Annotated in this window: 16 protein-coding genes and 1 pseudogene; 9 read left to right on the top strand and 8 right to left on the bottom strand. The window is 53.7% G+C overall.

What is annotated here, in order from left to right; all coding sequences use genetic code 11:
- Nucleotides 1-140: 140 nt before the first annotated feature.
- The 3 genes from BMX45_RS13905 to fabF all read right to left on the bottom strand — a co-directional run bounded on the left by BMX45_RS13905 (nt 141) and on the right by fabF (nt 2,988).
- Entirely contained in the window at nt 141-1,022 is an 882-nt protein-coding gene (locus BMX45_RS13905; RefSeq protein WP_090910177.1) for an anti-sigma-V factor RsiV, read from the bottom strand.
- A complete protein-coding gene (locus BMX45_RS13900) occupies nt 1,022-1,534 on the bottom strand; it encodes an RNA polymerase sigma factor (protein ID WP_090910176.1) in 513 nt (170 codons plus the stop codon). Before BMX45_RS13900 ends, BMX45_RS13905 begins: the two co-directional genes overlap by 1 nt.
- A 212-nt stretch (nt 1,535-1,746) precedes the next feature.
- Entirely contained in the window at nt 1,747-2,988 is a 1,242-nt protein-coding gene (fabF, locus tag BMX45_RS13895; protein WP_090910175.1) for a beta-ketoacyl-ACP synthase II, read from the bottom strand.
- Between the two features lie 134 nt (nt 2,989-3,122).
- Between fabF and BMX45_RS13890 the strand changes: the two genes are divergently transcribed.
- Nucleotides 3,123-3,962: a helix-turn-helix transcriptional regulator gene (locus BMX45_RS13890; protein WP_012818663.1), complete on the top strand. Its 840-nt coding sequence runs from the start codon at nt 3,123-3,125 to the stop codon at nt 3,960-3,962.
- Between the two features lie 673 nt (nt 3,963-4,635).
- Here BMX45_RS13890 and BMX45_RS13885 read toward each other — a convergent pair.
- The 4 genes from BMX45_RS13885 to BMX45_RS31320 all read right to left on the bottom strand — a co-directional run bounded on the left by BMX45_RS13885 (nt 4,636) and on the right by BMX45_RS31320 (nt 11,125).
- Complete coding sequence (locus tag BMX45_RS13885) at nt 4,636-7,596, bottom strand: DEAD/DEAH box helicase (protein WP_090910174.1); 2,961 nt, start codon at nt 7,594-7,596, stop codon at nt 4,636-4,638.
- Nucleotides 7,593-9,242 carry an SWIM zinc finger family protein gene (locus BMX45_RS13880; RefSeq protein ID WP_090910173.1) on the bottom strand — a complete coding sequence of 550 codons (1,650 nt, stop codon included), beginning with the start codon at nt 9,240-9,242 and terminating at the stop codon, nt 7,593-7,595. Before BMX45_RS13880 ends, BMX45_RS13885 begins: the two co-directional genes overlap by 4 nt.
- Before the next feature lie 141 nt (nt 9,243-9,383).
- Complete coding sequence (vgb(C), locus tag BMX45_RS13875) at nt 9,384-10,283, bottom strand: streptogramin B lyase Vgb(C) (RefSeq protein ID WP_090910172.1); 900 nt, start codon at nt 10,281-10,283, stop codon at nt 9,384-9,386.
- Nucleotides 10,284-10,927: 644 nt separating this feature from the next.
- Entirely contained in the window at nt 10,928-11,125 is a 198-nt protein-coding gene (locus BMX45_RS31320; protein ID WP_175495108.1) for a hypothetical protein, read from the bottom strand.
- Between the two features lie 202 nt (nt 11,126-11,327).
- Between BMX45_RS31320 and BMX45_RS13870 the strand changes: the two genes are divergently transcribed.
- The 7 genes and pseudogenes from BMX45_RS13870 to BMX45_RS13840 all read left to right on the top strand — a co-directional run bounded on the left by BMX45_RS13870 (nt 11,328) and on the right by BMX45_RS13840 (nt 20,737).
- Nucleotides 11,328-12,401: a copper amine oxidase N-terminal domain-containing protein gene (locus BMX45_RS13870; RefSeq protein WP_090910171.1), complete on the top strand. Its 1,074-nt coding sequence runs from the start codon at nt 11,328-11,330 to the stop codon at nt 12,399-12,401.
- Between the two features lie 401 nt (nt 12,402-12,802).
- Nucleotides 12,803-14,623 carry a cache domain-containing sensor histidine kinase gene (locus tag BMX45_RS13865; RefSeq protein WP_090910170.1) on the top strand — a complete coding sequence of 607 codons (1,821 nt, stop codon included), beginning with the start codon at nt 12,803-12,805 and terminating at the stop codon, nt 14,621-14,623.
- Nucleotides 14,595-16,160, top strand: a complete 1,566-nt coding sequence (locus BMX45_RS13860) for a response regulator transcription factor (protein ID WP_254778070.1) — start codon at nt 14,595-14,597, stop codon at nt 16,158-16,160. Before BMX45_RS13865 ends, BMX45_RS13860 begins: the two co-directional genes overlap by 29 nt.
- Before the next feature lie 117 nt (nt 16,161-16,277).
- Nucleotides 16,278-17,603, top strand: coding sequence for an extracellular solute-binding protein (locus BMX45_RS13855; RefSeq protein WP_009595478.1), 1,326 nt, complete (start codon nt 16,278-16,280; stop codon nt 17,601-17,603).
- 45 nt (nt 17,604-17,648) lie between these two features.
- The gene (locus tag BMX45_RS13850) at nt 17,649-18,524 is read left to right on the top strand and encodes a carbohydrate ABC transporter permease (RefSeq protein WP_090910168.1); all 876 of its coding nucleotides are present in this window, start codon (nt 17,649-17,651) and stop codon (nt 18,522-18,524) included.
- Nucleotides 18,525-18,542: 18 nt separating this feature from the next.
- Nucleotides 18,543-19,412 carry a carbohydrate ABC transporter permease gene (locus BMX45_RS13845; RefSeq protein WP_090910167.1) on the top strand — a complete coding sequence of 290 codons (870 nt, stop codon included), beginning with the start codon at nt 18,543-18,545 and terminating at the stop codon, nt 19,410-19,412.
- Nucleotides 19,413-19,664: 252 nt separating this feature from the next.
- Nucleotides 19,665-20,737: pseudogene (locus BMX45_RS13840) on the top strand (bifunctional transcriptional activator/DNA repair enzyme AdaA).
- Between the two features lie 262 nt (nt 20,738-20,999).
- Here BMX45_RS13840 and BMX45_RS13835 read toward each other — a convergent pair.
- Nucleotides 21,000-21,827, bottom strand: a complete 828-nt coding sequence (locus tag BMX45_RS13835; protein WP_071222296.1) for a helix-turn-helix domain-containing protein — start codon at nt 21,825-21,827, stop codon at nt 21,000-21,002.
- Nucleotides 21,828-21,966: 139 nt separating this feature from the next.
- Here BMX45_RS13835 and BMX45_RS13830 point away from each other — a divergent pair, with 139 nt between their 5' ends.
- Nucleotides 21,967-22,740: a sugar phosphate isomerase/epimerase family protein gene (locus BMX45_RS13830; RefSeq protein WP_012818676.1), complete on the top strand. Its 774-nt coding sequence runs from the start codon at nt 21,967-21,969 to the stop codon at nt 22,738-22,740.
- Nucleotides 22,741-22,745 lie beyond the last annotated feature (5 nt).

The raw sequence follows: 22,745 nt of genomic DNA, 5'->3' as shown, positions 1-22,745 counted from the left end.
GCGGAAGCGTTCTGGAGAAGCGAAGCGTCTCCTTGTCCTCCGGATTCCCACGGACTCATAAAGTTTCAAAAAGAAAAATTTAGGGGCAACAGGGATCGGAAGAACGGTCTGCATTCGTATGTTGGTGATGGAAGACGGATCTATCGAATGTATTCGTTGCTGACGAGCTGATCCGCGATGGCCTCCGTAGGGATCGTAAATTCCACGACGCCCATATAGCCGGGAGCCACATCGTATTCGTTGAAGCTGATGACCAGTTTGCCATGCTTATCAATATAGAAATTGTGATCCTTGGCGATTGATTGGAATAGATCCTCCGGTATATCGGATTGGACGCCAGGCTGCTCTACCCAGTAGGTGATTTCGGGATTATCCTGCATCTGCCGGCGCATTTGCTCCTTGATATTGTCGCTGATGACTTGGATGTAGGAATCATCCTTGAACAGGCTTGGCAGTGTGATCACCAAATGGTTGATCTTGTCGATCGTATCGTATTGTCTGGACTCGGCGGAGCCACCTGCGGACTCTACGACGTAGCGGGAAAGCGTCAGCAGCTGTTCATTGTCGGTCACGACTTCATAACCGCTATCGAGGCTGAGATGCCCGCCGCCTTTATGATTTATCTGGGCGACTTCGTCTTTGAAGTCCTCATACAGCTTCTTGTTCTCTTCCAGGTATTTGTTATTCAGCGTTTGCTCAAGCTCCGGATTGCCCAGGTTGGCAATGCCGGGCGTTTCGATATGCACTTCCGTGCTGCCGTCCTGCTCGGCATATTCGCGGATGGTCATCACCTTGACGATCTCGCCCAGAACGGGCACACCGGACATGGCCTTGGCGAATGCGGGACTTGCGTTCACGCCGGCAAACAGCAGTGCGCATGCAGCGGCCACGCCGGCGAGCCAGGGCATTGCTCTATTTTTTGTTCGTCTGGCTGCAATGGCTTTGTTGACCACCGAGCTTAGTTCGTCGGGAATAGGAGTGCTCTCGTACTGCTCTTTCATCCTATTCAGCTTGTCATGCATTATCGTTGTGCCTCCTCTTGGTCTTCCTCGCTTAGGTTCACCCGCAGTCTCTGCAGTCCTTGGTATAGCCTCGTTTTCACCGTGCTGACATTCTCATGGAGCACTTCGGCAATTTCGTCCATCTTCATATCTTCGAAAAACCGGAGAATAATGACGACCCGATACTTGTCAGGCAGATCCTCCAGGGACTGGGCCAGATCCAGATTCGGATAGTGGTCATGACTGCAGGGTAAGATGAACTCCAGGTTCTCGTCGTCCATGACGCGGACTTTTTTCTGTTTTCGAATGAGATCCAGGGAGGTTGTGACAATAATTCGGAAAAACCAGCTTTTTAGTGAACCCGTCTGCTTCAGCTTTTCCATGGATAAAAATGCTTTGTGGATCGCGTCCTGAACGATATCGAGGGCATCCTCTTTATTTCTGACGTAGCTGTATGCCAGCCGGTAGGCGCTGTCCTGATTTTCGGTTATGCATTGGATAAGAAGCTTCTCAAGCTTCCGGCCGCCTCTCATGTAAATATGACACTCCTTTGGGCCCGCGCGGGTAACCATCAATTGCAATTGATTTACGGAAGCAAGACGTGCGAGTCGTTCAAAAAGTTTGATTCTGCGAAAAAAAATTTATAAAAGCCGTTGTTTCTGTTTCAGTCCCATTATTCGGCCCATCCTCCAATTATCGCAACAAGAAAAAGCCCCCAGTTATCGCTGGGGGCGTAGACTCATGGTTATTCGTTCTCATATCTCTTTAAAATAATTGCTGAATTATGTCCGCCGAAGCCGAAGGAATTGGACATGCCGATGCGGAGCTTGGCGCTTCTCGCCTCGTTGGGCACATAATCCAAATCGCAGGTTGGATCGGCATGATCCAGATTGATCGTCGGCGGTATGATGCCTTCTTGCAGGGATTTCACGAGGGCAATGGCCTCCGCGCCGCCGGATGCGCCCAGCATATGTCCAGTCATCGACTTGTTGGCTGTTACCGGGATGCGGTATGCCTCCTCGCCAAATGCCTGCTTGATGGCCGCCGTCTCCGAACGGTCACCGATGACCGTGCTGGTGGCATGGGCGCTGATGACGTCCACGTCGGCCGGGGAGAGGTCCGCTTCGGCCAGTGCCAGCTTCATCGCACGTGCCGCGCCGCTGCCGTCTTCCGGCGTTGCGACCATATGATAGGCATCCGAGCTGGCACCGTAACCGATAACTTCGCCCAGTATGACGGCGCCTCTGCGCAAGGCATGGGAAAGCGACTCCAGGATGAGGATGCCGGCTCCTTCCGCGATGACGAATCCATCGCGGTCCGCATCGAACGGCCGGCTGGCACGGCCTGGTTCCTCGTTGCGGGAGGACAGGGCGGTGGCATTCGCGAAGCTGGCCAGCGAGATGTCGGTCAATGCGGCTTCGGATCCTCCCGCGATAATGATGTCGGACCGGCCGGCTTGGATGTTAAAGAAAGCCTCGCCGATCGCCGTATTGCCGATCGAACATGCCGTAACCGGTGCCAGCGTAGAGCCCAGCGCCTTGTATTTAATGCTGATGAGCGCGGCCGCCATATTGGGAATCATCATGGGTACCAGGGTAGGACTGACCCGCTCGGGACCCCGAGACGACAGCGTGCCGCTCTGATTCATCAGGGTTTGGATGCCGCCGATGCCGGAGCCTACGTAGACTCCCATGCGCTCATGATCGATCTGATCAAGATCAAGGCCCGACTGGCTTATCGCTTGATCCGCCGCAGCCAGCGCAAACTGGCAGAAGCGGTCCAACCGCCGGGCTTCCTTCGCACCGAACAGCGCGTTTGCGTCAAACTCTTTCACGGCTCCTGCTATTTGTACCTTTTGTCTTGATGTGTCCAAATTTTCTATATGTGCAATACCGGACTCTCCTCGTACAAGCCGGGACCAGAACGTATCAACATCATGGCCGAGCGGCGATATGACGCCCATACCGGTGATAACGACTCTTTCCATGGATGAACAGCCTCCTTAGGACTTTATAACTTGTCAATCTTAAGGTTATAATGTCACGTATAGTATCCTATTACAAGATACCGTTTATCCTAGTATAAAAACTGCTATCCTTGTTGAAGGAAGGAGGATGATAGATGAATTCCCAGGTTAGGCTGCAAGCGTTGTCCGCTTTTTTGAAAGGGCAGCGTGCCAAAATTTCTCCCGAGTCCGTCGGGCTGCCGCCCGGTACCCGGAGGAGAACACCGGGCTTGCGCAGGGAGGAGGTCGCCCAGTTGGCCGGCGTCAGTACCACTTGGTACACCTGGCTCGAGCAGGGGCGCGACATCCAGGTGTCGTCATCCGTGCTGGACTGCGTCGCAAGTGCGCTGCAGTTGAACGCGGACGAGCGCAGATATCTGTACTCCCTGGCGCTGGAGAGCGGGGCGGAGCCGTATACGGTCAAACACGAAGCGGTGCAGATCAGCCCGTCCCTGCAAAAAATCATCACCGAGCTAAAATATTGTCCCGTCATGATATCCGATCGGAAGTGCAATATCGTGGGGTGGAACCGCGCGGCTGCGTACGTGTTCCTAGATTTTGACCGGATCCCGCCCGAGGAGCGGAACATGATCCGGCTGCTCTTTACCCGCAGGGAATTCCAGCGACTGGCGGTGAACTGGGAGCAGTTTGCCAGCGGCTTCCTGTCGATGTTCCGAAGCTATTACGGTCAATATGTCGAGGATGAATGGTATGACCATTTTTTGGAGGAAATGAAGAACGGGCACCCCGATTTCAACCGCATGTGGGAGCAGAGCCAGGTCAGCTACGCCCCGGAGGTGCATCTGGAATTCCGGCATGCCAAGGCCGGGAAAATGGTATATGAGCTCACGTCGCTCAAAGTGTACGGAAATGATGACCTGCGGTGCAGCATCTATACGCCGGCTCCCGACACGACCACGGAAGCGAAGCTGCGGCAGCTGATGGAGGAGAAGTGAGGGGAGCGAGTGCACTCGTTGCGCCAGAGGTAACGGATGCGGGATACACTTGCTACGCCGAAGTAATAGGGCTCCATGCCGTTTGCGCTTGGTGCTTGATGTGACGGATTGCGATACTGATGGTACTTGTTATGCCAGAAAGAATGGATTCCGTGCATTTTGCGCTTGCTGCACCAGTAATTCCTGACTCCGCGCCGGCACTTACTGTTCTTGAAGTAGCCAAACTACTTGTTGTTCCCGACTAATCGGACTCCAGTTCCGTTATTTGACGAAATTACGCCCTAATTACAACTTTATCGGACACAAGATCCGTTATTGGGCTCATAACCGGCATATTCATCATATTTTGGAGCAAATAACGGACTCACAGTCCGGTTCGTGTTCCAGTATCATGGGTTTTGGCTTAATAGCGTATTCTGTGTCCGTTAATAGAAAACATCGCCCTGTCATACAAGCTTCAAACGCGTAACAATGCAAATCTTCTCGCAGCTCGTCAACCCCGCATATAACAAAAGCCCCGTGTCTGCACACACGGGGCTTTTTGCTACGCGCAATGATGTTGTTATAGAGCGACAACTGGAAGCGATCTAGGCGTTCCACAGGCATTCCGCGCTATGCTCCAACGGAAGCGGAGCTCTACAATCGCCTAGCAGCTCACTCCTTGACACAACGATTACGCCCAATCGCGCCGCAGCGTGAACAGATCCTTCAGCTCATCGGTAGACAGCTCGGTAATCCAGCCCTCGCTGCTTGCAATAACCTGATCGCTCAGCTGCTGCTTGCTCTCCAGCATCTCGTCGATCCGTTCTTCGAGCGTTCCCATGGAGATGAACTTGTAGACCTGGACGTCCTTGGTCTGCCCCATTCGATAGGCCCGGTCGGTTGCCTGATTCTCCACGGCAGGGTTCCACCAGCGGTCGAAGTGGAACACGTGATTCGCCGCTGTCAGATTCAGGCCGACGCCGCCGGCCTTGATCGAGAGAATCATGACGTTCGGCTGCTCTTCGGGCGGGAGCGTCCGGGACTGGAACTGCTCGATCATGCGATCGCGCGTCCGCTTCGGCGTGCTGCCGTTCAAGTACAGCACCGGCTCACCCAGCTCCTGATGCAGCACCTGCCGCATCATCTCGCCCATGCCGATATACTGGGTGAAGATCAGGCAGCGTTCGCCCTCGTCCCGCAGTTCCTTCACCATGGACAGCAGCCGCTCCAGCTTGGCCGAACGGTTGACCACGACCTCGGTGTCAAGCAAGCCGCCTCCCCCCGGGAGTTCCGGGAGCGGCTCCTTCGTGAGCAAAGCCGGATGGTCGCAGAGCTGCTTGAACTGCGTCAGAGCTGCCAGAATGGCGCCTTTGCGCTCGATGCCCTCGAGCTTTTGCATGCGTTCCAGGAGGCTGTTCACAGTCTGATCGTAAAGCGAGCCTTGCTCGGCCGTGAGATGGATATAGGTCTTCATCTCGTTCTTGTCCGGCAGGTCGAGCTGAATTGCTGGATCTTTTTTCTTGCGGCGGAGCATGAAGGGCTTGATCAACTTCTGAAGATCGGCTGTGCGCTGCTCGTTCTTGTCTTTTTCGATGGCCTGGATAAACCGGAGATTGAATGCCCGCAGGCTACCGAGATAACCGGGGTTGATGAAGTCATAGATGGACCACAGCTCGGACAGTCGGTTCTCAATCGGTGTACCTGTAAGCGCAACGCGGTGCCTTGCCGGGAAGCTTCGCACGGCGGCGGATTGCTTGGTGTCGGCATTCTTGATGTTCTGGGCCTCGTCGATGCCGATCGCTTCCCATTTCATGTCCCTTAACATCTCTTGGTCGAGCGTTGCCGTCGCATAGGAAGTAAGAATAATGTCCGCTTGGTAAGCTTCATGATAGAAATCGTCGCTGCTGCTGCGCTTCCCACCGTAATGCAGCATGACCCGGAGCGACGGGGCGAACCGTTCAAGCTCCTTCTGCCAATTCCCAAGCACCGAGGTCGGACAGATCAGCAGGGAAGGGAGGCGTCTCTCTTCCCGCTCCATTGTCGTCTCCTTCACGTGCAGCAGGTAGGCGATAAACTGCACGGTTTTGCCAAGGCCCATATCATCGGCAAGGCATGCACCGAGCCCGTAACGCCGCAAAAAGGCAAGCCAGGCAAAGCCGTCATGCTGGTACGACCGGAGCTCGGCTTTCAGACCGGCGGGGACAGGGAGGCTCGGCCATTCGCTTTGCCGGCCGAGTTGGCCGATGAGCTTCACGAGATGCTCGTTCAGCTCCACTTCCAGTTTGATCCGTTCCGGATCACGTGCTTCTTCCTCATCCTGACGAACCTGCTCCGTCTCATCGCTGTTCCCGAGCAGATGCAAGTGCAGAATATCCTGAAACGACAGGCCTTCCTCACGGTCTACGCCCGCCATCATCTGGCGGATTTGGGCGACGAGAGCGGGATCGAGCGGAATCCACTGGCCCCGGAACCGTACCAGTCGTTCGTTCCGGGCAACAAGCTCGGCGAATTCCGCTTCGGAAAGGGTAGCTTCGCCGATGGCGATGCGCCAATCGAAATTGACCAGCGCATCCAAGCCGAACAGGGACCCGCCGCTGCTTCGTTCCGCGCTCTCGCCTTCGCCGGAGCGGACTTTCGCCCGCAGCTTGGGCTTCTTCCTGCTGGCGGCTTCCCACCAAGCCGGCAGCAGCACCAGCCATCCGGACTGGAGGAGCCGCTGGCTGTCGACGGTCAGGAACTGCCACGCGGCCTCGTCGGACAGCGGTGCGCCGAGCATGTCTTCAGCCGGAGCGTGAAGCACCCGGGCCGGCAGTGCTGCCCGCAAACCTTGGAGCCAGCCGGAGGACCGCTCCTTGATATGGGCGGTCCATGTCTCCGGCCACGATCCGTATGCCTGCCCGTCTTCGGCCAGACGAACGGCTGCAAGCGCCGCTGCGTCCAGCTTGTCCTGCAATACGAGCCGAAGACGCCACTCGGCTTCTTCCTCGTCCGGCTCCAGCAATTGCAGCAGGGGCCGGAACGGAGCGGTATCCGGCCGCCATCCGATGGAGATCAGCCAGGACTTGTCATCCATCCCTTCGGCAGCGGTACGACTCGGCGAGAACAGCAGGGGATACTCCCTGCGCAGGTCAGCCGCGGCTTCTTCGCTGCCGTACCACTGTTCTTGAACGGTGGCGGAGAACGCGGCGCGCAAGCCTTCATTCCATATCTCGTCTTCATTCAAGACGGAGAGGCGGGCCTGCTCTTCGGCTGAGAAAGCCTCCGCATCCCAGATCCATTGCAGCTTGCCCGACTTGAAGGCGCTCAAGCTGGGCGCGTATTGCTTATCCTGAATGCAGGCTGCCAGCGAAGGCGCAAGTTCAATGAAGGGAAGGCAATCCTCGTCCCAAACCCATTCGATATGTTCGAGCAGCCGGCCGTCCGCAAAGAACGGTATGACTTGCTCGGAAGGCAAGATGATGACTTCCATATCCTGAACGGATTGGACGGTAAGCTCTGTTCCGTAGAAGGAGGCTTCATGCCAAGCGAATAAACGGTGCTTCAGGTATTGTCCGGATACGTAACCCCGCATGACGGTAGAGCCGTATATCACGGCATCTCCGTATTCGCTTAATGCCATATGGACCGTAATGGTTTCCGTGTATCTGCTCATGATATCAGCTTTCCTCTCCGAAGCTCTTCCTGGAATGCGCGAAGCCGGCTGTTGCGTACGGACAAGGAAATAATGAACAGATCCCAGCGCTCCTGCTGTTTGAGCTTTTTATATAACTTGGCCAACCGTTTGAGCAGCTTGACGGCTGCTTTGTAGCCGGCTCGGTTCTTATGAAGGATATAGCGTTCGACGGCCTGATGGTAAAAAGGCAGCAGCAGCTCGGGCGCATTCTTCTCGATCGGCGCGAGTTCGCTGACCCGAAGCTCCAGCGGCTCCCGGCCTGTGCTTAATTGATAGTCGATCCATTCCCGCCATCTGCCGTGCGTGATCAAGGCATTCTGATAGATGTCCTTCGAATAAGGGAGCATGTCGGCAAGACTGCTCCACATCCGTTCCGCTTCCCCGGGCAGGTGCTCTATGACGGCATCCCAGTAGAATTGATAGCTGCTGAGGTGCTCGTTGCGGTGACTGCCAAGCAGCGGGCCGATCTCCGGGAGCCAACGGGCCAAGCGGTCCCAGTCTTGTCCCGAATGCAGCATGTCGAAGAAGCCCAGGACGGAAGCCGGGGGCAGGCTGCTGACCTTCTCCGCTGCCCTGATCAGGTCCCAGGACGATTCGTCTTCTCCGAGATAGAAGGACATGAAGCTCTGCGCCATATACCATGAGGCGCGCGAAAGGCTGCTGCCGAGTTCCGATTCGGCTGCCTGCAACTGCTCCAATTCCTCCTTGATCAAGCCGTCGTTTTTTTTCGCCAACGGATGAATCCAGTACCTCCAGAGCTGCATATAGACCTGGGCGTAAAATTTACGGTTCCGCGGTTCGCTTAGCATGCTCCGCCGGACAAACGAAATCGTCTCGGTCAGCCGCTGTCCGAATGCCTCTTCGGGCTCGCTGTCCTCCAGCCCTTCATGAAGGATTCGCTCGATTCTGGCCAGGATATGATCCGCTGCTACCTGCGTATGATAGCCGATGTAAGAGCCTGAGGCATTCCAAGCACTGGCTGGCTGCTTGACCAGCTTCTCGAGAATGAAGAGATGGGCATGGAGCTCGTATAACGGATCCATGTCCGGCGGCAGCGGCGGTTTAATGTGATGGAGGGAAGCCAGCGCGTTTTTGGCGTAAAACGAATTCTGCGTATTAGCTCCCAGCGAAGCCGTGCAAACCTCGAACAGCTCATGCCATGCGGAGATCGGCAGCTCGGGCAAATGGTCGGCCTTGACCCTCCATTTCGAAATTCCGGCAGGCAGCCGTTCATGGCCTTGGCTCAAGGCGGGCTCGCTTCGGTCATACGAAGAAGATGCGGCATACGTAGTGGAATGCGCATTAACCAAAGCATGGATGGATCGCCCCTGAAGCTGGGCATAGTCAAGCAGAACGGCCACCATATGCTTGCAGCCCTCGTTAACGGGACAGCTGCATTCGCTGTCGCTCAGGGAATGCAGCTGAAGCCTGATACGGTAGGTTTCCGTTCCATCCACGGAAGCCTCGATCACACCGGACGCATCCGTCTTTTCGCTTGCGTGGACACGGCCCTGCTTGTAATATTGAAATCCCCGTTTAATGGTCAAATCGCTGAAATAACCGGCAGTTTGCTGAATGAGCGTTTGCCACTGCAGATCATCTAAAGTTAAGTTTGGGTTCATCATCGGACGGTCTCCTAAGAGAAATAATTCTAAGTATCCATTTAATCTATCACATTCCCCTAGATGAAGAAACCAGCCGGAGCAGCTTCGCGCTGGAAAAGCCCGGCAGCGGGCTGCACGGGCTTCCCGGCGTAGAGCGTTCGATCAGGAATCCTCATATTGAACGATGAAACGGCCGACTTGGTCGCATTCCTCGGCGAACCATACCTCGCCGCCGGAATCCACGGTAATGCCGTGAGGCTCGGCTGAGGGGGTGGGGATCGGGTACTCGGTAATATCCCCGGTACATGTTATTCGTCCGATCCGGTTGGCTCCCCACTCCGTAAACCATAAATCTTCGCGAGCCCCCGCCGCGATGGCATGGGGTCTGGCATTCCCGGACGGGAGCTTAAATTCCGTAATCTCCCCGGCCGTCGTGATCCGTCCGATTTGATTGCCGTTGATTTGAACGAACCACAGGGCGCCATCGGCACCTGCCGTGATGCCGACAGGCCCTGATTGTTCGGTGGGAATCCGGTACTCGGCGATCTCCCCGTCTACCGTAATCCGGCCGATGCAGTTGTTTTGGTTTTCCGTAAACCACAGCGCGCCGTCCGGACCGGCCGTAATATAGGAAGGGTACGAGCCAGCTCGTGGCAAATCGTATTCCGTGATAACGCCTGCCGTCGTAATCCGGCCAATCCGGTTGCCGATTAACTCGGTGAACCATATGGCTCCATCCGGGCCCTCCGTCAAGCCGTAAGGAGACGAGCATGCTTCCGGCAGCTCGAATTCCGTGAATATCCCTTCCGTTGTCATCCGTCCGATTTTATTCGCTTTGTACTCCGTGAACCAGAGGTCACCGTTAGGGGCGGAGAGGATGGACATGACCCCTGCATCCGGCGTCGGGACATCGAAAGTACGCATATCCCCTCCCTGGGTGATTCGTCCGATCCGGTTTCCTTTTTGCTCCGTGAACCAGATGGCCCCGTCTCGTCCTGCCGCAATGCCATACGGTCCCGACTCCCGGTTCGCTATTTTGTACTCCTGTGCCGTGATCTGCATGCAAACATGCCTCCTTGTAGAAAGTTGTTAGGATGCTTAAAGCGGATTCTTCATTAGATTGAGCGTGTTCAAATCTCGCGTTCGGATTTCCCGGAAAGGGGAAGGCTCCCTTGGATGCTTGGATGAGTTCCTGTCAAGGATAACCTCCAGCCTCTCAATTGGTGTTGATATAATAGAAAAAACCTCCCGCTCCGAGATTTCGGAATAGGAGGCTAATACGAACCAAGAAGATGCGGACTCTACATGGGGAGGTCTACAAACATCCACCCGTCACATATAAAAAAAGCCGCACGAATCCTATCCCGAAAAACCCCGTATCGTGAAATCGAAGTGTTTTCCAAATGCTTGGGACAGGATTAGTAGATCATTGGCTTTGGGTTCACCCTTTCATTTCTGGCTGCCTAGACTTTACCATAGGCTGTTCCGTGGTTTCAAACTCGGTTTATCCGAAGTTTGCCTTTACAACCGTCGGTTGCGTTTCTCGTCGATGTAGAGTTCAGCGCGGTTATGGCCCGGATCATCAATTTGATGAGGAGATACAAAGCATATAAACCGAGAAGTGCGAATAGCCCGTATACGATAATGCTAAGCATGGAAAACATGCCGAAAAAGGATATCCCCTGGTTCAAGGAGCTCACCTCCCTTCAAAGTACTGTTTTACGAATCATATCGAAGATTCCAGCTGTCGTATCCTTAAGACCAGGCGATGGCTTGACTCCCCGCTGAAGCTCGGAGCTCGGATACAGGTGGGTTCGTACCCGATCCATGACATACTTATCGTTGGTATCCCGAATGAATGCCGTGAACCTTGAATCAAGTATATTCCATAATATAACAATCATTTCTGATTCTAACATATCATCTGGAATGCGGTCATGAATTTAAGTTTAAAAGCGGCAATTTTTACGGATGATGATCAAAAAATAATTGAAATGGAGACGTTTTTCGTCATTTTTCATGGATAAGCACGAACCAATTGCGTTCACCTTGCGTCTTAGATATAGATGCATTACTGAATATTACAAGCCAAGGAGATTAGCGAACATGATAACCCGGAAATGGACGAAAATGGCTGCAAGCGGCGCTATAGCGGCCGCGCTGCTGTTAAGTGCGGCGGTACAGGCCCAGGCTGCGCACAAGAAGGACTTGGAATTTTTAAACGTTAATCATTATGTAATGACGCCGGATGTCAAACCCGTCATCGTGAACGGCACAGTGCTGGTCCCCCTGAACACGGTCAAGGAATACTTGAAGCCTATGGGGCTCCGCTGGAATAACAAGAATAAGACGCTAACCGTTAACACGGGCACCGATCAGGTCACCTTGAAAATGGGAAGCGACGTTGCCGAGGGAAAAGAGAAGACCTACGCCCTGTCCGTTCCCGCGCAGCTTATGGATGGTCGCGTCATGGTTCCCGCCCGATTCATGACGGAACTGTACGATGCGGAAGTCCGCTTGGATACGAAGGATGGCATGGTTTACATTTATACGCCGGAGGTTGACCTGTTGACGGCGGAGGAGAACAGCAATGTGAAGCTGTATCCGGTCAGCGCATCGAAATATGGCAGATATGAAGGCATGGTGGTCGAGGTAGAAGGCAGGAAGCGGGTCTTTAAGGACTGGCATGGAGGAGAGGCTACGCGTAAACCCGTCATTCATTACCAGGATGTCACAGGGGATGGCAAGCCGGACGTTGTTGTGTTCTACGTGGACGGGACGGGCACCGGTCTGTACGCGGGGGAGATGCATGTAGTGGACGCCGGTTCTCTGGAGGAAATCCCGATCGAATCGCTGGAGCAGGCCGTATCGAGCCATGTGAAATCCAGCATCGAGAAGGAAGCGGATCACTTTACGGTTAAGGTTACGGTTGACGGAGAGGAAATTGTCCAGAAGTTCCAGGACGATTCCAAAGATAAAAGCTATCTATTTGATAAGCTTGGCTTCGGAGCCGTTGTCAGACATCGTTTGGCGGAAGGACGGCTTCTTACGGAAGCGGCAGGAAGCATGAGCCCGGCCGGTTTTGCCGGGGATCTCCGAATAACATACCGTTTTAATGAAGAGTTGAACCGGTTTGAGGTGGATGAGATGGAATATCGTCGTTTGGAAGAGCGAGGGTAAGAGCGGTTTTTCATCATACAACTTTAGGACTACACACAAACGCATTCCGGCAGGTTATTATTAACATGGGTTAGAAGCGGAAGGTTTCGGTCGGATGATGTGAATAGCGAATGTGAGGGGCGCTGCGGCGCCCTTTTTTGTGCTGTGTTTTTATAGATTCAACGCCGTTTACATCTCCGTAGCCGATCGCCGAAATGGGCGTTCACCATATGTTTCAAGAAGATTTCATCCCCTATCATAGGACTTTATTACCATTTACTTGAGTCTTAAGATTCCTCTAAGATAGTTAATAAACCTGACACATTTTAGCGAATCATGGAGATTGATTTTGAAGTAAACGCATTCAATGTTAAGTAATATAACAAGTCCATACCATAGGGGCTTTAAAACGGGGTGTATGTATGCAGCAATGGCTTGGGAAATCGCTAAAGCATAAATTGTCGTTGCTTATCATTATCGCTACGCTGGTGCCGCTGCTGTTTCTGGGTATTTTCTCCTTTAACATAGCCAAAAGCCTGACCGAAGAGAAGGCCAAAATTACGGGGATGAATACGCTCCGACAGCTGGAAGCTTACCTGGATACGATGGTCAAGGACGTGGAGAATATCTCGCTGTTTCTCATCGGGCATACCGGTGTTCAGGCCTATCTGAAGACCGAGCAGAGCAACTACGTTCAGCAGACGACGGTTATTAATTTTTTGACGAACCTGGCCTTTTCCAAAGATTATATCGCCAACATCATCGTTGAACCGCTCGGCAGCAAAGATGCGATTTCGCATAAATCCTTGGTACGCTCCGAGTTCCGGAATATTACCGAAATGGTTCCCGATTATTACGAACACCATCCCAAATGGTGGTCTTTTGTTCACCGGCAGTGGACCTTTGAAGGCGTTAGGAAGGTCATCACGCTGGCCAGGCCGATTCGGAGCACGGATAAATACAAGCCGATCGGGAACCTGCAGATCAATCTGGATCAGGGCGTCATTGCCAATCAGTTCCGGCAGGCCGTTCTGGAGAAGACCGGATTCGTCCTTCTTCTTGACGAGAATAACCGGATTATCGCCGGTCCGCCGGATATGGAGACCAATTTGACGCTGGCGGATTATTATCCTGAGATTGGAGAGTTCGAGGGGCTCAGCGGCAATATTGACTATGGCGAGGGAAGCAGCAAGAAGACCATTCTCTATAAGAAAATGTCCAGCGTGAACTGGAAGCTCGTCGGCATCATTCCCTCGCAGGAATACCGTTCCCAGAACCAGTATTTTATCAAATTGACGGCGGTTGCGGTCACGGTGGCCATCCTGCTTGCCATTGTTCTGGTTCTTTTCCTGATCCAGAAGATTACGAATCCTCTGTCCGTCTTAACGAAATTCCTCAAGAACTCAAGCCCGGAAGAGCCGCTGCCGGCGCTGCCGGTCAAGACGGTCGACGAGGTCGGGCAGCTTATTATCAGTTACAACCGGCTCAGTTCCCGGATCGTGAAGCTTACCGATGAAGTGAAGCTGAACGAGTCGCTGAAGAAGGAGGCGGATATGCATGCACTGCAGGTGCAGATCAATCCGCATTTCCTCTACAATACGCTGTCATCGATCCATTGGCTGGCGCTGATGAACCAGGATGTGAAGATTGCCGAGATGGTGGGATCGCTCAGCGATTTTTTGAGGTTCAGCCTCAACAACGGGCAGGAATACTGCACGATACAGCAGGAGATCATGCATGTCCGCCACTACGTGAATATCCAAACCATCCGCTATCCGGAAAAATTCGAGTTTGAGGATCATGTGGAAGAGGATTTGTATCAGCACACCATGCTGAAGCTGCTGCTGCAGCCGTTGGTGGAGAATTCCATGCTGCATGGCATCCTGAGCCGTGACGGGATAGGGACGATTACGATTCGCGGACACCGCGAACCTGAGGGGATCCGCTTCGTGGTGGAGGATGACGGCATCGGGATGACGGCGGAGCGCCTGAAATGGCTCCAGGAGCAGTTGGTCGAAAATCCGTTGCAGTACGAGAAGGGACAAACCCCGCGCGGCAGCTACGGGCTGCGGAACGTCCATAAGCGGCTGCTCCTGCATTACGGGAAGGATGCGGGGCTGCGTGTGGAGAGCACCGAGGGTACCGGGACACGGGTGATGTTTACGATACCTGATTCACCTGAAATTCAACAATCGGAAATATCCGGCAAAGGGGATGGCGACATTGAAGGTCATGATCGTTGATGATGAAGTGATCATTCGAAATGGTTTGAGTACCGTGATCAATTGGGCGGATAACGGCTTTACAGTGCTGACGCCCGCGGCTTCGGCGGAGGAAGCCCTTCAGCGTATTCCCGTGGAAATGCCCGAAATCATATTTACGGACATACGCATGACAGGCCTGAGCGGATTGGAGATGGCGCATCAAGTCAAGCAGCAGCATCCCGAGATCGAGATCATCGTCATCTCGGGATACGATGAATTCGCGTATGCGCAGCAGGCGATGCGGGAAGGCGTGAGCGATTACCTGCTGAAGACGAGCAGGCCCGGGGAAATTATCGAGGCTGCTGTCCAAGCCAGGGAACGGCTGCTGCAGCGAAGGCTTACACAAGCGAAGGGGAAGGCCCAGGAAATGGTGGTTAACCGGGGCTTTCTGCGAAGGCTGCTTGCTTCCGGCACTCCGCTGGATGAGCATGCGGAGGCCGAATTGTGTGAGCGATACCCGGAGTTGTGTGTGGAATCGAACGGTTCGGTGCTGCAGATCTGGATGCTGTCGGTATATCCGCAGCATCCAGAAGAGGCGGAACAATCGAATGTTAGCGAGCTGCATCGATTAATCGGCACGGAGCTGGCCGAAGTGCTGCAATGCGCGTGGCTGGAATGGAACGGCTCCCTGCTTCTGTTGGTGCGGGCGGAGCCGAATCATGGCTGGGGGCGGGTAGATTCCGCTCTGCATAAGATGGAATCTACGCATGCCTGCCGCATCACGGCTGCCAGCGGCCGACGGGTCGCAAGCGCCAGGGAGCTGCACATTGCGCTGGCTACCGCGGTAGAGGCCAACTCCTACGAGTGGCTGCTGCAATCGGAACGGCATATCCGTTATGAAGATATCGAAGGACGTACAGGCATCCGCACGGTATGTTCGATGGAAGAAGAAACCAAACTGTCATCCCTGCTGCGTTCGGGAGAATCCGCCGATTTGCAGGCATGGGTGGCGGATCTGCTGCGGCGCATCCAAAGCCAGGGCCAGGCGACGCCCGGTTCGGTTCAGGCTTACCTGCATTCCCTGATCGTTTCGGCACAGCGCTGGCTCATACGGGCTGCGACGTCTATCGGCTATACCAGTCCGGTGAAAGTGGAAGAGACGTACGATATCCGGGAGTTGACCAAGAATCCGGAGAAGGTGCTGGTCGATTCGCTCGGGCTCATCATGAAGGAGTACCGTGATATGGTGTCGACGACAAGTCCTGTCCAGCGAGCGATCTCCTTCATTCATGAGCATCTGGGACAGAGCTTGTCTCTCCAACAAGTGGCCAAGCATGTTCATATGAACCCCAACTATTTCAGCGAAATGTTCAAGAAGGAGACCGGGCAGAATTACATCGAATTCGTAACCCAGGCGAAGCTTCGGAAAGCGATGCACCTGCTGCGGGAAACGCCCGCCAAAATCAGTGAAATCGCGAATGAAATCGGCTACGAGGATATCAAATATTTTAACCGCTTGTTCAAAAAATGGACCGGATTGACCCCTTCGGAGTATCGGGCAAATCCCGAATCCTGAATTTTGTCCCTCTATGGACTGAATTATATCCCCTATGTAAGCGTTACATCCTCTTTTATACTTGGGCTAATCATCTTGAAGCTTCATCATTTTCGTATATTAAAAGGGGGATTGACCATGAGACCAAAACGTAAAATAGGTCTTGTACTGCTGATGATGACACTGGTTCTTGCAGCTTGCGGAGGCGGGCAAAGCAAAGAGCAGGCCGGAGGGAACGAAGGCGATCAAGAAAAGGTCAAGCTGACCATCTGGCATAACTTTGCCGGTGACGACCTGCGCGCGAAATCAGTCCGAAGTTTTATCGATCAATTTGCTCAGGACCATCCTGAAGTTACGCTCGACGCGCAAGCGATTCCGCCGGACGGTTACCGTCAGCGTCTGAGCACCGTTGCGGCTGCGAATGAAATGCCGGACGTGTTCTTCGTTTATGCGGGAAGTCAGTCGGCCGAGCTTCATCAAGCGAAGCTGCTTCAACCGATCACGGAAGTGTTGGACGCCCATTCCGATTGGAAGGACAAATTCCTGCCGGGCGCATTTGATCCATACGAGTTCGAGGACGGCCAGATTTACTCCGCTCCACTGGGCATGTCCGCAACATCGATTCTCTACTACAACAAAGCGTTGTTTGACAAACATAACGTAAAAGTTCCGACAACTTGGGAAGAAATGATGGCGGCGGTTAAAACGTTCAACGATAACGGCATTACGCCGATCGCCCTCGGAAACAAAGCGCCATGGGTTGCGCAATCCACCATTATCGGGTCGATTGCCGACCGCGTGACCGGCACCGAATGGTTCAAAAAAGCGGCAGCACAGGATGGCGCGAAATTCACCGATCCTGAGTTTATCGAAGCGCTTGGCTATTTCAAAGAGCTCGTCGACAACAAAGCATTCCAAGAAGGTGCCAACAGCATCGACAACACGCAAGCCGAGCAGTATTTCATCCAAGGCAATGCAGCAATGATGATCAGCGGCGCCTGGACGCTCACCAACTTGGCGGCTTCTTCCTCCGAAGAGCAGATGAAGGATATTGAAGTGACGACTCTGCCTGCGATCCCTGGAGGCAAAGGCGAAGCTAACACCATCTCCGGCGGAGCTGGCGGCGGTCTGGCCCTTAGCAGCAGAACGGAAGGGAAAGCAAAAGAATTGGCGCTCGAACTGATTTATGCCGTGAGTGGACCGGAAGCGCAAAAAGCGATTGCCGAGAGCAACTCCATGGTCATGTACGATACCGAGATCGACGAGTCCAAAGTTACTTCCCTGTACTACAAAGCCTTTAACCTGGTGAAATCCACAGGCATTACGCCGGTATACGATGCTTATCTGTCAGCAGAAGCGGCTGAAGTCATCAACAACGGCCTGCAGGAAATCATGATGGGCGGTGCCGTCGAAGGCGTGGCTCAGAAGCTGCAGGATGCGCAAGCCCGATCCGCTACTCCATAAGAATAGATTCACTGCTGCATCAGGATTAGGAGGGAGGAGGCTGCCATGCCTACAGCGATGAGAAGCAAAGGATTTATAGCCATAGCTCTTCTTCCTGCGCTTCTGTTGTTTCTGATATTTGTCATCATTCCGGTTTTTTGGTCAGCATACTACGGATTTTTCAGTTGGAAAGGGTTCGGAGACGCCACGTTCATCGGCCTTGACAATTATAGAGAGATGTTCAAGGATCCGATCTTTTGGCGGGCGCTTCGAAACAACCTGATTCTGGTCGTATCGTCCATTATCGGCCAGGTTCCAATCGCGTTGATTCTGGCTATCGTATTGTTCAAGAATTCGTTCTTCTCCAGGTTCATCCGGTCTGCCGTCTTCATGCCGATGGTTCTATCCACGGTGGTTGTCGGTCTCATCTGGGGTTACATTTACCACCCGCAGTTCGGGATTGCCAACTATGCGCTGGAGATGCTCGGCCTGGAGTCATGGACCCGTGCTTGGCTGTCCGATCCGAAGGTCAACATGCTGGCGATATCGATCCCGATTAACTGGGCGAACATCGGCCCTTATCTGGTCATCTTTATCGCAGCGCTGCAAAATATTTCGCCAGAGATCCACGATGCGGCCAAAATCGATGGCTCCACCGGCTGGAACAAGCTGATGCAAATCACGCTGCCGATGGTCTGGAACACGGTGGTCGTAACCATTGTGCTCTGTATCTCGGGAAGCCTGAAAGCTTTTGACCATGTCATCGTCATGACAGGCGGCGGACCGGCACAATCGACCGAGCTGCTTGCTACCTATATGTACAACAGCACGTTCAGCGTGTACCGCTACGGTTACGGCTCCGCCGTTTCCACGATGATCATGATCGTCAGCGCCATTCTTATCGCGCTTAACTATTTCGCAACGCGCAGAAAGTCAAGCTAACATGAAGGAGGGAGCGATGTGAATTTACAAACGACCGGGACCGGAAGTGCCTCAGGGAAACGCGTCATCACGAAGGGGTTAACCGGATTCGTAAAATTGCTGCTGATTGTGTATGCGATTCTTACGCTCTATCCCTTGTACTGGCTTTTTACGAGCGCGTTTAAATCGAACCAGGATTTCTTCAACAACCCTTACGGCTTGCCGAAGGAGTGGATGACCGAGAATTTATTCCGGGCATGGGAGCTCGGAAATATGGGCCGAGCGATGATCAATTCGACGGTTGTAACGATTACGGCCGTCGTGCTGACCATTCTGCTTAGTTTACTAGCGGCGTATGTGCTGTCCAGATTCCAGTTTCGGTTTAAAAAGCTGGTGGTCGTGTTGTTCACGACCGGACTGCTGATTCCGATCCACAGTACGCTGGTGCCCCTGTTCATTATGATGAAAAATATCGGCCTGCTCGACACGTACGGCGCACTCATCCTGCCATATACGGCGTTTGAGCTGCCGATCGCGATCTTCCTGGCGATGGCGTACATGTCATCCATACCAAGAGAGATTGAAGAAGCGGCCATGATCGACGGCAGCGGCTGGTGGGGAATCTTCGGCCGAATGATTCTGCCGCTCTGTACGCCGATTGTGGCAACGATATCGATTCTGGCATTCCTCCGATTCTGGAATGATTTCTCTTTCGCCCTCGTATTCATCAATACGCAGGCATTAAAGACGCTGCCGCTTAGCTTGTCCCTGTTCTCGGACGGCTTCGGCACGGATTACAGCCTGACGATGGGAGCGATGGCGATCGCGGTCATTCCGACGATCGTGGCCTACCTGATCCTGCAGGAGCAGATCATGAAGGGCATGGTGGCAGGATCCATCAAAGGTTAAACTTCATGCGAAATTCATATTCTTGAAAGAAAAAGCCTCTTCTGGTCAACGGAAGGGGCTTTTCGTATGATTGGTTAATCAGGGTCATCGGAGTCGGCGCTATTTACTCACGAAAATATTCGTGCACGTTTTTCGGCCACGTCATGCCGGCAAAAGAAATATAATAGAAACACGAGAACAAGAGAGCATGATGATTAAGGCGAACAAGCGAATGGCCCTTTAGAAAGTACATCAGAGCGGGGAGGAACCCAAGTGATATCGGCTGCCCATCAGCAGGAGTATTACCAGGCGCTGCTGGAAAAGAAATCGGAGTACGAGGGCGTGTTTTATGTAGGCGTGAAGACTACAGGAGTGTTCTGCCGCCCGACATGCCCGGCCCGGAAACCGAAGATGGAAAACTGCGAATTTTTCGAGACGGCTCAAGAAGCGCTGCTTGCATCCTTCAGGCCTTGCAAACGCTGCCGTCCGCTATCGCACCCCAATCAGGTATCGGACCTGGTCCGGCTGCTAGTAGAAGCCGTTGAGGAGAATCCGGAGAAAAGGTGGACCCACCAGGACTTTCAGAAGCTGTCCGTGGATGCTTCGACGGCACGGCGGCAATTCAAGAAGCGGTTCGGGATGACCTTCGTTGAATACGCACGGGCTCGGCGAATGGGGCTTGCCCTGAAGCAAATCCGAGAGGGGCATGCCGTCATCGATGCGCAGCTGTCGACCGGCTACGAGTCGAGCAGCGGTTTTAGGGATGCATTTTCGCGCATCATGGGCGCGGCGCCTAGCCGATCGGGGCACCATAACATCTTAAAGGCTTCATGGATCGACACGCGTCTCGGGCCGATGATGGCCATCGCGGATGAAGAGGCGCTGTATCTGCTCGAATTCGTGGACCGCCGGGGCCTGGAGCGTGAGGTTGAACGCCTCCGGCAGAGAACCAAGTCGGCGATCATTCCGGGCCATACGGCTCCGATCCGTTCGATCGAGCTGGAGCTCGCAAGGTATTTTGATGGGAAGTTAACGGAATTCAAGACGCCGTTGTTCTTGCTGGGCTCGCCGTTTCAACAAGAAGTGTGGGACCGATTGCTGCGAATTCCCCCCGGACAAACGTCTTCGTATGGCGAAATCGCAGCGGCGATGGGAAGACCGACCGCGTATCGTGCCGTTGCCCAAGCGAATGGCCCAACCAGCTTGCGATCGTCATTCCATGCCACCGCGTGATCAATACAAGCGGTGAGCTCGGCGGATATGGCGGCGGTCTGTCGCGAAAGCAGTGGCTGCTGCATCATGAGCAGTCCATGAGTGCCGGAACCAAGAATCCCCTTCCCTTATAAAGGATGGGGATTCTTATGTTCGGCGATTGGCTGGAACGCAAATCCCGGGGAAGCACCTGCTATGCTATAATTTGGAACGTCTCCCTCCGGAATCATCTGATAGGGGTCGGCGTTGTCTTTGCCGCCGCCTGGGCCGCGATGATATGAATGTGGCCGAAAAAAGCATTTTGGAGAATATTTCGAGTTACTAAAGTACAAAGCAGCCTAGCCCTGCCTTTAAGGAGGAGGATGGGCTGCTTCTTTATATTATGGTAGAAAAAAATCAGCGGGGGCTTTTCTCCTGCCCCGGCCTTGCCGGCACCGTTGCCGTTTCCCGGAATTTCACCGGGGACACGCCATAGTTCGCCCGGAATACCCGGTGAAAATAGGAGTAGCTTGCAAAGCCGCAGGTTTCCGCGATTTCCTCCAACGTCATCGTGCTGTATTTGATGCGTTCGACGGCTGCGTTCAGCCTGATCTCGAGGGCGTACTGGATCATGGTTTTTCCGTAATACTCCTTGAACAGTTTGACCGCCCGCGATAAGCTTAGCCCGACATGGGAAGCAGCCTCCTCCAGCTTGAAGGTTAGGGTGGCGTGCTCCTCCACGAATCGCTTCAGCCGCAGGGCGGTGAAGGCAAGGCGATCGGTCGGCTTGATCTCGGTAATGGCGCGGTCCAGGCATAGGCAGAGACTGCGCAACAGGTAGTCGGTCAGCTCCCCGATTTCCCCTTCAAGGCCGCGCCGCTTCTCCAGCAGCATCTGTCTCCACAGACCGAGCAAATAATCGTCGAGCCCGACATGACTGACGACAGGGCGGGGGATGCGGTTCCACCAATCATCGATCCAGGAGCCGTCGCAGAATATAAAATAATCCCCGCTGGACACGCGGCCATCCTCGCCGTCTTCCTTCACCCGCAGTTCGTATTCATCGCCGGGCTTCAGCAGCAGCAGGTCGCCTGCCTGCACGTGGTGCTCGATGCCGTTGCAATAGATTTCGCAGGAGCCTTCGGTTTGAAGTCGGAACAGATAGGTCGTCAAACCCCCGCGATGGCTGTTGCTGAATTGCTGAAAGTGATAGGAATAGTCGCAGATGAGCAGCCTAGCTTCCATAATGGTAACAACCCCCAGTAAAAATATAAGCAGATAGTTCATGTTGCAGCAATATTGTTTATGTTCATTTTAGCCTATTTGCATGTATGATAGTAGCAGATAGAGCAGTAACTCATTTTTGGAATCGAGGTGCGCTATAATGAGAAGAATGAACATTGGTTTGCAAATGTATACGCTGCGCGATGAAACGGCACAGGATTTCCGCGGTACGCTCCGCAAAGTTGCTGAATTGGGTTATGAAGGCGTGGAATTCGCAGGTTATGGAGACATTCCGGCCGAGGAAATGAAAACGCTTCTTCAAGAGCTTGGCCTGAAAGCGATCGGCAGTCACGTGGGTCTGCATCTGCTTCGAGCAGACCTGCAGAAGGAAATTGATTACCTGAAGACCATTGGCGCTAAATATATGATGTGTCCATACGTGGCCGAAGAAGATCGTAAAGATGCCGAGGACTGGAAGAACCTCTTCTCCTTCCTGGAGGAAGTAGGGGCCGAAGCCCGCAAGCAGGGACTGATCTTTGGATACCATAACCATGCATTCGAATTCGAAGCCGAGGTTGATGGCCAGTTCGTTTTTGATGCGATGTATTCCGCCACGACGCCGGAAGCCGTGCAAGTGGAGATGGACGTATGCTGGGTACAATTCGCCGGACAAGATCCGCTCACCTACATTCCGAAATACGCCGGACGTCTTCCGCTGCTTCACCTGAAAGACTTCAGCAAGGATGCGGAAGGCAACATGAAGACGCTGGAGCTGAGCCAAGGCTCGGTTAACCTGCCGGGCGTCATTCAGGCTGCATCCGATGCAGGCACGGAATGGCTGATCGTCGAGCAGGACGTATGTCAGAATCCGCCGCTGCAAAGCGTGGAGAACAGCATGAACTGGCTGAAGCAGAACTACCTGAACCAATTTTAATCTAT

Source organism: Paenibacillus sp. cl141a, assembly GCF_900109305.1.
GTDB lineage: Bacteria > Bacillota > Bacilli > Paenibacillales > Paenibacillaceae > Paenibacillus_AQ > Paenibacillus_AQ lautus_A.
This window is presented reverse-complemented; position numbering and strand designations above follow the sequence as displayed.